Annotated in this window: 6 protein-coding genes; 4 read left to right on the top strand and 2 right to left on the bottom strand. The window is 60.9% G+C overall.

Translation table 11 applies throughout. The annotated features are described in order from the left end of the window. The first annotated feature begins 25 nt into the window (after positions 1–25). The gene (gene treS / locus BGP85_RS00975) at positions 26–3,343 is read left to right on the top strand and encodes a maltose alpha-D-glucosyltransferase (RefSeq protein WP_103448108.1); all 3,318 of its coding nucleotides are present in this window, start codon (positions 26–28) and stop codon (positions 3,341–3,343) included. Continuing rightward, positions 3,344–5,554 carry a 1,4-alpha-glucan branching protein GlgB gene (gene glgB, locus BGP85_RS00980; RefSeq protein ID WP_103448107.1) on the top strand — a complete coding sequence of 737 codons (2,211 nt, stop codon included), beginning with the start codon at positions 3,344–3,346 and terminating at the stop codon, positions 5,552–5,554. It abuts the gene before it with no gap. A gap of 101 nt (positions 5,555–5,655) precedes the next feature. Here glgB and BGP85_RS00985 read toward each other — a convergent pair whose 3' ends face one another. Beyond that, a complete protein-coding gene (locus tag BGP85_RS00985; protein WP_103448106.1) occupies positions 5,656–6,735 on the bottom strand; it encodes an autotransporter domain-containing protein in 1,080 nt (359 codons plus the stop codon). A gap of 321 nt (positions 6,736–7,056) precedes the next feature. Beyond that, positions 7,057–7,851 (bottom strand): endonuclease/exonuclease/phosphatase family protein, encoded by a 795-nt coding sequence (locus tag BGP85_RS00990; protein WP_103448105.1) that lies wholly within the window; start codon positions 7,849–7,851, stop codon positions 7,057–7,059. Between the two features lie 203 nt (positions 7,852–8,054). Here BGP85_RS00990 and BGP85_RS00995 point away from each other — a divergent pair, with 203 nt between their 5' ends. Both BGP85_RS00995 and BGP85_RS01000 read left to right on the top strand, forming a co-directional pair. After that, complete coding sequence (locus tag BGP85_RS00995; RefSeq protein WP_103448104.1) at positions 8,055–10,997, top strand: RHS repeat domain-containing protein; 2,943 nt, start codon at positions 8,055–8,057, stop codon at positions 10,995–10,997. A gap of 148 nt (positions 10,998–11,145) precedes the next feature. Further along, a complete protein-coding gene (locus tag BGP85_RS01000) occupies positions 11,146–13,881 on the top strand; it encodes an RHS repeat domain-containing protein (protein WP_219811527.1) in 2,736 nt (911 codons plus the stop codon). Positions 13,882–13,997 lie beyond the last annotated feature (116 nt).

Raw genomic sequence — 13,997 nt, forward strand, 5'->3', positions numbered from 1 at the left:
TAGAGAGATCTGAAAGGAGTCACCCATGGCCAAGCGTTCCCGCCCGGCAGCCTTCATCGATGACCCGCTGTGGTACAAGGACGCCGTGATCTACCAGCTGCACATCAAGTCGTTCTTCGATGCCAACAACGACGGCATCGGCGATTTCGCCGGCCTGATCAGCAAGCTCGACTACATCGCCGAGCTTGGCGTCAACACCCTGTGGCTGCTGCCGTTCTACCCCTCGCCACGGCGCGACGACGGCTACGACATCGCCGAATACAAGGCCGTGCACCCGGACTACGGCAGCATGGCCGACGCCCGCCGTTTTATCGCCGAGGCGCACAAGCGCGGACTGCGGGTGATCACCGAGCTGGTCATCAACCACACCAGCGACCAGCACCCGTGGTTCCAGCGTGCCCGCCATGCCAAGCGCGGCAGCAAAGCGCGGGACTTCTATGTGTGGTCGGATGATGACCAGAAGTACGACGGCACGCGGATCATCTTCCTCGACACCGAGAAGTCCAACTGGACCTGGGACCCGGTCGCCGGCCAGTACTTCTGGCACCGCTTCTATTCGCACCAGCCGGACCTCAACTTCGATAACCCACAGGTGCTCAAGGCGGTGATCGGGGTGATGCGCTTCTGGCTCGACCTGGGTGTCGACGGCCTGCGCCTGGACGCCATCCCGTACCTGATCGAGCGCGACGGCACCAACAACGAAAACCTCCCTGAAACCCACACGGTGCTCAAGGCGATCCGCGCCGAGATCGACGCCAACTACCCCGACCGCATGCTGCTGGCGGAGGCCAACCAGTGGCCCGAAGACACCCGACCGTATTTTGGCGAAGGCGATGGCGACGAATGCCACATGGCCTTCCACTTTCCACTGATGCCACGCATGTACATGGCCCTGGCCATGGAAGACCGCTTCCCGATCACCGACATCCTGCGCCAGACCCCGGAAATCCCGGGCAACTGCCAGTGGGCGATCTTCCTGCGTAACCACGATGAACTGACCCTGGAAATGGTCACCGACCGCGAGCGCGACTACCTGTGGAACTACTACGCCGAAGACCGCCGCGCACGTATCAACCTTGGCATCCGCCGGCGCCTGGCGCCGCTGCTGCAGCGTGACCGGCGGCGCATCGAGCTGCTCACCAGCCTGCTGCTGTCCATGCCCGGCACGCCGACGCTGTACTACGGCGATGAACTGGGCATGGGCGACAACATCTACCTCGGCGACCGCGACGGCGTACGCACCCCTATGCAGTGGTCACCGGACCGCAACGGCGGCTTCTCCCGGGCCGACCCGCAGCGCCTGGTGTTGCCGCCGATCATGGACCCGTTGTACGGCTATCAGACCGTCAACGTCGAAGCCCAGGCTCACGACCCGCACTCGCTGCTGAACTGGAACCGCCGCCTGCTGGCCGTGCGCAAGCAGCAGAAGGCCTTTGGCCGCGGCAGCCTGCGCACGCTGACGCCGAGCAACCGGCGCATCCTGGCGTATATCCGCGAGTACACCGACGAAGGCGGCAACACCGAAGTGGTCCTCTGCGTCGCCAACGTCTCGCGTGCCGCCCAGGCTGCCGAACTCGAACTGTCGCAATACGCTGACAAAGTGCCTGTGGAGATGCTCGGTGGCAGTGCCTTCCCGCCGATTGGCCAACTGCCGTTCCTGCTGACCTTGCCACCTTATGCCTTCTACTGGTTCCTGCTGGCTGCCCACGACCGCATGCCCAGCTGGCACATCCAAGCTACCGAGGGGTTGCCGGAATTGACCACGTTAGTACTGCGCAAACGCATGGAAGAACTGCTCGAATCCCCCTCCAGCGACACTCTGAACGACACAGTCCTGCCGCAATACCTGCCCAAGCGCCGCTGGTTCGCCGGCAAGGAAGGCCCGATCGACCAGGTGCGCTTGCGTTACGGCGTACGCTTCGGCACTGCCACCACGCCAGTGCTGCTCAGCGAGATCGAAGTGCTCAGCAATGGCGTGGCCACCCGTTACCTGCTGCCGTTCGGCCTGCTGCCGGAAGAGCAGATCAACACGGCGTTGCCGCAGCAGCTGGCGCTGTCGCGGGTACGCCGTGGCCGTCAGGTGGGCCTGATCACCGACGCCTTCGTCCTCGAACCGTTCATCCGAGCCGTGCTGCGCGCCTGTCAGGACGGCATGCACCTGCCTTGCGGCAATGGCCAGGGCGAGCTGCGCTTCGCCTGCACAGCCCAGCTGGCCGGCCTTGAGCTAAACGAAGAAAGCGAGGTGCGCTACCTCAGCGCCGAGCAGTCCAACAGCTCGGTGGTGATTGGCGACCGAGTGGTGCTCAAGCTGATTCGCCGGGTTAACCCGGGCATTCACCCTGAGCTGGAAATGAGCGCCTACCTCACCGCCGCCGGCTTCGCCAACATCTCGCCGTTGCTGGCCTGGGTCAGCCGCGTTGATGAGCAGGGCGCGCCGCACCTGTTGATGATTGCCCAGGGTTACTTGAGCAACCAAGGCGATGCCTGGGCCTGGACCCAGAACACCCTGGAGCGGGCCATCCGCGATGAGATGGAACCGACCAGCGTCGACGCCGAAGCGCACACCGACGCGTTGGCCGAGCTCAACGGCTTCGCCGCCTTGCTCGGCCAGCGCCTGGGCGAGATGCACCTGTTGCTGGCGGCACCGACCACCGATGAAGCCTTCCAGCCACGCCCAAGCGACGCCGAAGACGGTCAACGCTGGAGTGCGCAGATCAGTGCCGAACTGAACCACGCCCTCGATCTGCTGGCCCAGCACCGCGAACACCTCGACGCCGACAGCCAGGCCCTGGTCGATGACCTACAACAGCAGCGTGACGGCCTCGCCCAGCACATCGCCAAACTCGCCGAACAGGCCCAGGGCGGCCTGCTGATGCGCGTGCATGGCGACCTGCACCTGGGGCAGGTGCTGGTAGTGCAGGGCGATGCCTACCTGATTGATTTCGAAGGCGAACCGGCCCGTCCACTGGACGACCGCCGAGCCAAGCACAGCCCGTACAAGGATGTCAGCGGCGTGTTGCGATCCTTCGACTATGCTGCTGCGATGATCTTGCGCAGCGCGTCTGCCGTGGACCTTTCCGACCCGGCGCGGCAAGCCCGGCAACGGGTTGCCCGGCAGTACCTGCACCAGTCGCGGCATGCCTTCGTCGAAGCTTATGGCCTGGCCACCGCTGCCATGCCCCACGCCTGGCAACAGGCCGAGGGCGAGCGCGCCGCACTGGAGTTGTTCTGCCTGGAAAAAGCCGCCTACGAAATCACATACGAAGCCGAGAACCGTCCGAGTTGGCTGGCCGTGCCCTTGCATGGCCTGCATGGACTGATCAGTACCTGGGGAGAGTCATAGATGAATGCAACCACGCGTGAAAACGGCGGCCTTCGGCAACGGGACCTGGATGCCCTGGCCCGCGCCGAGCACGCCGATCCCTTTGCAGTGCTGGGCCCCCACGCTGACGGGCAGGGCGGCCTGCTGGTCCGTGCCTTCCTGCCCAATGCCCTGAACGTGCGGGTGCTGGCGCGCCATGATGGGCGCCTCCTCGCCGAAATGGTGCAGGGCAGCCTGCCTGGCCTGTTCAGCGCGCACCTCGATGAGGCACAGCCGTACCTGCTGCACATCGGCTGGGCCGGTGGCGAGCAGCTGACCGAAGACCCCTACAGCTTCGGCCCGCAACTGGGCGACATGGACCTCTACCTGTTCGCCGAAGGCAACCACCGCGACCTGTCCGGGCGTTTCGGCGCCCAGCCGATCCAGGTCGATGGCATCGACGGCGTGTGCTTCTCGGTGTGGGCGCCGAATGCGCGGCGGGTGTCGGTGGTGGGTGACTTCAACAACTGGGACGGCCGCCGCCACCCCATGCGCCTACGCCACAGCGCTGGCGTATGGGAGTTGTTCGTGCCACGCCTGGGTGTGGGTGAAACCTACAAGTTCGAAGTGCTCGGCAAGGACGGCATACTGCCACTGAAGGCTGACCCGCTGGCCCGCGCCACCGAGCTGCCACCGAGCACCGCGTCGAAGGTGGCCGCCGAACTGAGCCACGACTGGCAGGACCACGACTGGATGGAGCATCGCGCCCAGCGCCACGCCTACAGCGCACCTTTGTCGATCTACGAGCTGCACCCGGGTTCCTGGCAGTGCGAACTCGACGATCTGGGTGAAGTGTCGCGCTACTACAACTGGCGTGAACTGGCCGAGCGCCTGGTGCCTTACGTGCAGCAGTTGGGCTTCACCCATATCGAGCTGCTGCCGATCATGGAACACCCGTTCGGTGGCTCGTGGGGCTACCAGCCGCTGTCGATGTTCGCACCGACCTCGCGCTATGGCAGCCCTGAAGACTTCGCTGCCTTCATCGATGCCTGTCATCAAGGCGGCATCGGCGTGATCCTCGACTGGGTGCCGGCACATTTCCCCACCGACGAACACGGCCTGGCCCGGTTCGACGGTACCGCGCTTTACGAGTACGACAACCCGCTGGAAGGCTTCCACCAGGACTGGAACACGCTGATCTACAACCTCGGCCGCAACGAGGTGCGTGGCTTCATGATGGCGTCGGCCTTGCACTGGCTCAAGCACTTCCACATCGACGGGTTGCGTGTGGATGCGGTGGCCTCGATGCTGTACCGCGACTACTCGCGCAAGGCCGGCGAATGGGTGCCCAACCGCCACGGCGGGCGTGAGAACCTCGAGGCAATCGACTTCATCCGCCACCTCAATGGCGTCGCCGCCCACGAGGCACCGGGCGCACTGATCATCGCCGAGGAGTCCACCGCCTGGCCGGGCGTAAGCCAGCCGACCCAACAGGGCGGCCTGGGCTTTGCCTACAAGTGGAACATGGGCTGGATGCACGACACCTTGCACTACATCCAGAACGACCCGGTGCACCGCACCTATCACCACAACGAGATGAGCTTCGGCCTGATCTACGCCTATTCCGAGCATTTCATCCTGCCGATCTCCCACGACGAGGTGGTGCATGGCAAGCACTCGCTGATCGACAAGATGCCCGGTGATCGGTGGCAGAAGTTTGCCAACCTGCGCGCCTACCTGACCTTCATGTGGACCCACCCGGGCAAAAAACTGCTGTTCATGGGTTGCGAGTTTGGCCAGTGGCGCGAGTGGAACCACGATCATCAGCTGGACTGGTACCTGCTGCAATACCCCGAGCACCAGGGTGTGCAGCGCCTGGTCGGTGACCTCAACCGCCTGTACCGCGAACTGCCGGCGCTGCACGAGCAGGACTGCCAGCCTCAGGGCTTCCAGTGGCTGATCGGCGATGATGCGCACAACAGCGTGTATGCCTGGTTGCGCTGGAGCAGCCAGGGCGAGCCGCTGCTGGTGGTGGCCAACTTCACCCCGGTGCCGCGTGAGGGCTACCGGATTGGCGTGCCGTTCGGTGAGCGTTGGCAGGAGCTGCTCAACAGCGATGCCGAGCTGTATGCCGGGTCGAATGTCGGCAACCTGGGGGCGGTGGCGAGTGATGAGGTGGCCAGCCATGGGCAGCCGTTGTCATTGGCCCTTAACCTGCCGCCGTTGGGTGTGCTGGTGATGAAGCCAGCCTGAAGGGTTGCCTGAGCTGGCCTCTTCGCGGGGCAAGCCCGCTCCTGCAAGGGTTTCGTAACCTCTGAAGGAACGGGCTTGTCCCGCGAAGAGGCCAGGCCTGCCTACCACCGCATCCGCACCCCAAGGCTGCCAATCAGCCCGTTGATGTCATTGCCATCCACATCACTGCTGTAATCGGCACTGACAAACAGCGCCACCTTAGGTGTCACCCGTGCCACCAACCCCAAGCCCAATTCCACCGTGGTCGAATAGCGCGAGCTGGAGATCTTGTCGACCTGGTCCAGCTTCACCTCGCTGGTATCGTTGAAGTCATACCAGACGTTGGTCCGCACATAGGGCTCGATCGGCATGCCTTTCACCTCGTAGCGCCCGGACAATTTGGCACCGACCCGGCCGCTCCAGCTGGGCTGGCTGTCGAACGCCTTCAAGGTCTCTGCCTGCACCTGGTTGCCTGGGAAGAACTGCTGGTTGATCAACTGCGCCTGCGGCTCGATGACCCAGCCGCCACCCAGGCCGATCGGGTAACCACCTTCCACCGAAAAGGTCATCGCATGGCCGCTGTCATCCAGGCGCTGGCCGCTGTCGTCACGGCCCATCACCTCGATGCGCGAGCCCATGGCCACGGCATCCACGTGCCAACCGTGTTCATGGGTCATGCTCCAGTACACCCCCAGGCTCCTGCCACTGAGGTTGACCGCGTTGCGCTGCTTGTCCCCCAGCAATGGCCGTGCACCGCTGAGGCTGCTCTGCAGGTTGTTGTGCCCAACGAAAATCCCCGCACGGTGGACGTTGCCATCGGCGGTTTCACGCACGAACAGGTCCGGGCCGATCATCAGTTGCTGGCTGGGCGCTTCCAGTTGATCTGGCGCCCGCGCACCCGGTTGTGGTGTGGCGCCAGGGAAGAACTGCGCCCACTGGCCGCCCGCCAGGTCGGGGGCTGGCAGGCTGTGCCGTTCGCCCATCTTCTCGCTGAAGGCGTTCAGCGTACCCATGTTAAGGCCACTGGCGCTGACCGGTTCGAGCGACAACGTCGGAACCGTCGCTTGTTGCAGGTAGCTGGGGGAGATCGGATCTTCCTGCAGTTCGAACGCGAAAGTTTCCACCGGGGTTGCCAGAAGCATCGACGTGGAAACCGCGTAGAAAATACGATCGAAGCGCAAGGGATTCGAGGTTGTTTTCATGGCGGATCTCCTCTGTTTTATTGTTGTACAGCCCAAGGACCTGGCCTGCGTGTCACGAGCTGTACGACAAAAACAGAGGGCGACCCAAACCAGCGCGCCAGCTTTCGCAGGCGCGAGCAAAGGCGCGAGCTAGAGGCCCGGCGCGAGTTTTTACGTCTAGTGATTACTGTTCAGCTAAGGAGAGACCGGCGCTTGCGTCAAGAAAGCGTGAAAGATCTGTTCAAGGGCCGTGGTTGTTTTTAAGTCGCTGATTAGCCTAGTTAATTTTTCAGGTATAGCGGTGATCGCTATTTCTGCGGCACTGGCTATGCCGAATCATTGTTACAACCTGACCTCCACGGCCAGTGGCAGATGGTCGGAAAGGTGCGTCCAAGGTTTGTGCCCCAGAATCTGCGGCGCATGGCTATCGGCGTTGCGCAGGTAGATGCGGTCCAGGCGCAGCAGCGGCAGGCGAGCGGGGTAGGTGCGGGCGAGCAGGCCGTGATGACGCTCGAAGGCCTCGTGCAGGTCGCGCTGCAGGCGCAGGGTGCGGTTGCCGTGTTGCTGCCAGTCGTTGAAGTCGCCGGCGATTATCACCGGTGCATCGGCAGGCAGCCCATCGAGCAACTGGCGCAGCAGCTGCAGTTGCTTCTGCCGATGGCTTTCCAGTAGCGACAGGTGCACGCAGATGGCATGCACCTTGTGCTGGCCGGGGACGTCGAGGATGCAGTGCAACAGGCCGCGACGCTCGGGGCCGGTGATCGACACGTCGAGGTTGCGGTGCTCGATGATCGGGTACTTGGACAGCAGTGCATTGCCGTGGTGGCCGTCGGGGTACACCGCATTGCGGCCGTAGGCGAAGTCGCTCCACATGCTGTCGGCGAGGAATTCGTATTGCGAGGTCTGTGGCCAGCCAGGGTAGCGCGCGGCATGGCGGTCGTGGCTGCCGAGCACTTCCTGGAGGAACACGATATCGGCCTGGGTGCTGCGCACCGCCTCGCGCAGCTCAGGCAGGATGAAGCGCCGGTTGAAGGCGGTGAAGCCCTTGTGGGTGTTCACCGTCAGCACCCTCAGCCGGTTGACCGGCGTGGCCTGACGAGTACTGGCGAAACCTGGGCTGCCGGCTTCGAGGTTCACGGTGGCTCCTCAATGGCTGCTGCTAGGGTTGCTGCTCCTACAAGGGACAGGCACTGGTAAGTGAGGTTCAGTCTGGCTCGCGCGGACTGCTTTGTGTGTCTACGCTTGCCATAAGGGAGGCGTATGGCTGATGTGTCGTAGAGCTTGTATTGATGCTTACCGGGTAGATCAAAGCATCCGCACCAGCGAAATGGAATTCAGCCATGGCTATTTTCAATTCCTCTGCTTTACATGCAGGCACTCCTAGCCTGGCAGTGCTCTGCCCTCGTGGTTTCCCGGTGGGTGAACTCGCGTGCTATCGGGAGCAGGCAACACAAGCCGTTGAGCTGCGCATCACCCGCCATTGGCACGATGCCCGCGGCAACCTTGTGCAAAGCCTTGACCCGCGTCTTGCCGAAACGGCTACCCCAAACTTTCGCTGGCACAGCGACCTGGCTGGGCGAACTCTGTACACCGAAAGTGTCGATGCCGGGCCGAGCGTGGTCCTGCCTGACGTGGCCGGGCGTCCGCTGCTGGCGGTCAGTGCTACCGGCGTCAGCCAAGCGTGCTTCCATGAAGTACCTTCGCTACCCGGCCGGCTGCTGGCCGTGACGGAGCAGGGCGTTGGCGAAGCGCTGCCGCGTGTCGCAGAGCGCTATCGCTGGGCAGGCCTGAGCCCGGCGGAAAAGAACCGTAACCTTGCCGGTCAGTGCGTGCGCCATTACGACACTGCAGGCCTCATCGAACTGCAAAACCTCGCGCTCAGCGGCGCAGCGCTGGCCCAGTCTCGGTGCGTGCTTGCAGGCGAAGACGAGGCGGACTGGGCGGGTGAAGACGAGCAAGCATGGCAGAGCACCCTGGAGCCAGAGCGCTACGTGACGTTGCGTACGCTCGATGCCACGGGAATCCAGTTGACCCAGACGGATGCGCGGGGTCACCAGCAGCGCCAGGCCTATGACGTTGCCGGGCAGTTGCGAGGCAGTTGGCTGACCCTGCAAGGCCAGGCCGAGCAGGCGATCGTTGCTTCATTGTGTTATTCGCCATCGGGCCACAAGCAGCAGGCAGTCCATGGTAATGGGGTAATCACGGACTACGGCCTCGACCCAATGACGCAAAGGCTGACAGGCATTCGTGTGCAGCGCCCGGGCACGCAGATCTCCGCTGCCACGACGCTGCAGGACCTGCACTACCATTACGACCCGGTGGGCAATGTGCAGAGTGTGCGCAATGACGCCGAAGCTACCCGCTTCTGGCGCAATCAGAAGGTAACGGCAGAGAGTACCTTCACCTACGACAGCCTGTACCAGCTGGTGCAGGCAACGGGGCGGGAGATGGTCGGACGTGGTGCTCAGGGCCCACAATTGCCTGATGTACTGGTTCCCTTGCCAACCGACGATAGCGCCCTCACAAATTATACGCGCCGCTACAGCTATGACCGCGCGGGCAACCTCATCCAGCTGCAACACAGCGCTCCGGCCAGCAACAACGCCTACACCACACAAATGACCGTCTCCAACCGCAGCAACCGTGCGGTGCTGGCGCGTGAGGGCCTGTTGCCTGAGCAGGTGGATGAATTGTTCGATGCCGGTGGCCATCAACTGGAGCTGCTGGCCGGGCAGGACCTGCGCTGGAATGCGCGAGGTGAGTTGGCGCAGGTGCAACCGATCAAGCGTGAGGCGGGCGCGAATGATCGCGAGTGGTACCGCTATGGCAATGACGGGATGCGCCTGCTCAAGAGGAGCGAGCAGCAGGCAGCAGATGTCACTCAAGCTCAGCGGGTGCTGTACCTGGATGGCCTGGAATTGCGCGACACCCATGAAGATACCCGCCTGCATGTCATCAAAGTCGCGGCAGGGGGCGGTGCGCAAGTGCAAGTTCTGCACTGGGCCAGTGGTTTGCCGGCAGGGCTGGACAATGATCAAGTTCGATACAGCTATCACAACCTGATTGGCAGCAACGGTATGGAATTGGATGCGCAAGGGCAAGTGATTTCACTCGAAGAGTACTATGCGTTCGGAGGTACGGCGGTTTGGACTGTCCGTAACGACATGGAAGCGAGCTTCAAAACGCTCCGATTTTCCGCCAAAGAATGCGATAAAACCGGGCTTTATTACTATGGAGCCCGATATTATCAGCCGTGGAGCGGGCGCTGGCTAAGTGTGGACCCCATGGGTGCGTTGGAAGGATTGAATCTTTTTCGGATGGTCCGGAATAACCCGAGCACCTTGCATGATCCCAATGGTAATAGTTCTAAAGATGGCTATATTTACGCCCCGTTGGTGGAGGGAGACGTTGTAAGGCAGATCCTGAATGAAAATTTGGTTCGATATCGTAAGGGCAAGCCTCCATATACAATTATCGTTGATAACGAGTCCTCTAGGTCGGTATTTGAGCTTCTTGTAAAGTTCAACAGAAGGCAAATAGGCATAGAAATGCAGTCTCGTGAAAGGAAAGCGGCCGAGAAGCAGATGCGTACAGCCAAGCACAATGTTCTGCAGTCCGCAGCTGGTGCAACCCTCGGTGGTACGTTCAGTAGTGCAGCATTCGGTACCCAATGGGCTATGGCGGGAGCTGTTGGTGGCGCAGTACTTGTAGCGGGCAGCGCCCTCATAGCCTCGGTGATCGATCGGGATTTGCATGCGGATAAATTGCAATCACGAAGGCATCATGCCAATCAATACCAGAGTGTCCTTGATGCTTTAAATGTCATAATTGGCAATTCGCCGAACGGCTTCGCATCGCTCGATAGCAATAATGCCAAACTCTATATTACCGGGCACGGGGCCCCTGGAGACCCTACGCTGGGCGCGGACGATGTTGAGGGATCAACGGAGATCGATGCAGGAGAAATCGCTACCCGCCTGCGGGAGGGTGGGCTCCCTAAGGATTTTGTCGATATCCGGGTCAGTTCATGCAACAGCGGAGATAGTCGCAGTCCCACCTCGTTTGAGCTTGAAGAACTGGCGGACGCTTCTGCCGTGGATTTTGATGCGGATCCTATTCGGCAACCTTTCGCACGCACTTTACGTAATGCCTTGAGGGGAATGGGGTTTTCAAACGTGAAAGTGACCGGTTATCACGGGGTAGTATGGAGTAGTCAGTATGGGAAGATGAGTGAGATTGGTAGTGTAAGCCTTCGCCGCTCACGTTGTTCTAGAGTGTTCTAGGGCTCGAAGGAGTTAAGGGAAAGGAATTGAGCATGCCCGCGATGTTCAAACGGGGGCCGTGCCTAAAATCACTTGAGCGATCTTGGCCATGGCCTCTTTGAATGCCCCAGCTTTGCACGCTGGCACTCCCAGGTTGGTGGTACTTTGCGTGCGCGGTTTACCCGTACGCGAGGTCGACAGTTATCGTAACGATGCCGCAGACGTCGTTGAATTGCACATCACCCGGCATCAGTACAATGCCCGTGGTCATCTTGCACTAAGCCGTGACCCGCGCCTTGCCGAAACGGCTACCCCGAACTTTCGCTGGCACAGCGACTTGTCTGGGCGACCTCTTTACACCGAAAGTGTCGATGCCGGCTCGAGCGTGGCCCTGCCTGACGTGGCCGGGCGTCCGCTGCTGGCGGTCAGTGCTACCGGCGTCAGCCAAGCGTGCTTCCATGAAGTACCTTCGCTACCCGGCAGGCTGCTGGCCGTGACGGAGCAGGGCGCTGGCGAAGCGCTGCCGCGTGTCGCAGAGCTCTATCGCTGGGCAGGCCTGAGCCCAGGCGAAAAGAACCGCAACCTTGCGGGTCAGTGCGTTCGCCATTACGACACCGCAGGCCTCATCGAACTGCAAAACCTCGCGCTCACCGGTGCAGCGCTGGCCCAGTCTCGCCGCGTGCTTGCAGGCGAAGACGAGGCGGACTGGGCGGGTGACGACGAGCAAGCATGGCAGGCCACACTGGAGCCAGAGCGCTATGTGACGTTGCGTACGCTAGATACCACGGGAATCCAGTTGACCCAGACTGATGCGCGGGGCCACCAGCAACGACAGGCCTATGATGTTGCCGGGCAGCTGCAGGGCAGTTGGTTGACCCTGCAAGGTCAGGCCGCGCAGGTGATCGTTGCTTCCTTGCGTTACTCGCCATCGGGCCACAAGCAGCAGGAAGTCCATGGTAATGGAGTAGTCACGGACTACGGCCTCGATCCACTGACTCAATGGCTGACTGGCATCTGTGTGCAGCGCCCAGGCACGCGGACCTCCGCTGCCACGACACTGCAGGATTTACGCTACCGCTACGACCCAGTAGGGAATGTGCAGAGTGTGCGCAATGACGCCGAAGCCACCCGCTTCTGGCGCAATCAGAAGGTAACGGCAGAAAGTACCTTCAGCTACGACAGCCTGTACCAGCTGGTGCAGGCAACGGGGCGGGAGATGGTCGGGCGTGGTGCTCAAGGTCCACAGTTGCCTGATGTACTGGTTCCCTTGCCAACCGACGAAAGCGCCCTCACAAATTACACGCGCCGCTACAGCTACGACCGCGCGGGCAACCTCACCCAGATGCAACACAGCGCTCCGGCCAGCAACAACACCTACACCACTCGAATGACCGTCTCCAACCGCAGCAACCGTGCAGTGCTGGCGCGTGAGGGCCTGTTGCCTGAGCAGGTGGATGAATTGTTCGATGCCGGTGGCCATCAACTGGAGCTGCTGGCCGGACAGGACCTGCGCTGGAATGCGCGGGGTGAGTTGGCGCAGGTGAAACCGATCGAACGTGAGGCGGGCGCGGATGATCGCGAGTGGTACCGCTATGGGGGTGACGGGATGCGCCTGCTCAAGGTGAACGAGCAGCAGGCAGTGGGTGTCACTCAATCTCAGCGAGTGCTGTATCTGGATGGCCTGGAATTGCGCGACACCGATGAAGATACCCGCCTGCATGTAATCAAGGTTGCAGCAGGGGGCGGTGCGCAAGTACAAGTCCTGCACTGGGCCAGTGGCTTGCCGGCAGGCCTGAACAATGATCAGGTCCGCTACAGCTATCAAAACCTGATTGGCAGCAGCGGGCTGGAGCTGGATGGGCAAGGATCGGTCATTAGCCAAGAGGAATACTACCCGTTCGGCGGCACGTCCGTATGGACGGCGCGCAGCCAGATCGAAGCCGAATACAAAACCATTCGTTACTCCGGGAAAGAGGGCGATGCGACAGGACTGTATTACTACGGTTATCGCTATTACCAGCCGTGGGCTGGCCGCTGGCTGAATGCTGACCCAGCCAAAACGGTAGATGGGCTCAATCTTTATCGGATGGTGCGTAACAATCCCGCGACGCTGCATGACCCCAATGGAATTGAATCACAGAAAGAAGGGTATATCCTTATCCCGTTTGTGAAGGGCAACCTCCGAGAGATTGCATATGAACTTAATTTTCAGCGAGCAAGTAAGCGGAAAACACTCAGGACTATTCTTGTCGCCGATGACGAGCTGAAGAATCACTTAGAGGTTCGGAGGAAAGCTGACGAACGAAAAGCCAAAGCTGACGTCGACAGGCACCTTGTGACGCTTGCTGATTTCGAACGCAAGGTCTCTACAGCATCGGATGAGATACTTAGACAAACCGCTCGCAGCAAAGTCAAATTCAGTCGAGAAGTACTTGAGGTACTTGAGCTTGATCATAGTGTGATCAGGGATACAAGATTTGAGTCTGTAGCGTCGACGCTGGCCGGCCTTGATCCAGAAAAGAGTAAACTCTACCTGTGGGGGCACGGGCTAGCGGGTGATAATCGCCTTACGCATGAGACTGAAACCTTTACGACGAATCAGCTTGTAACATTTCTTATTGAAAGCGGGCTGCGTACTGACTTCAAAGATGTTCGCTCCCTTTCGTGCTACGGCGCTGATGCAGTCACGCCCAATTCATTTGCCTTTGAGGAGGTCAGCGGCGTACAGCATTCGTTTGGCCAAGCTCTCCTCAACTCTTTTAGAGACAGAGGCTTCCCCGATGTGGTGGTAAGCGCCTATCACGGTTTAGTGATACGTGAGGAGATCGGGGTTAATCAGGTTCGTATTGGTGACGAGAAACGACGTCGTTCTGCAGCAAGAAGAGAGTTCGCGGAAAAGGCGTAAACAATCGAGCATTGGCGAGTGTGATGAATACCTTTCAGATGAGTGACTGTGCTCATGTCTTCGGCTCTCTTTCGGCTATGTAGCAATGGGCAGCGTGCTTAGGATCGTGTTTTTAG

Source organism: Pseudomonas putida, assembly GCF_002906855.1.
GTDB classification, from domain to species: Bacteria; Pseudomonadota; Gammaproteobacteria; order Pseudomonadales; family Pseudomonadaceae; genus Aquipseudomonas; species Aquipseudomonas putida_N.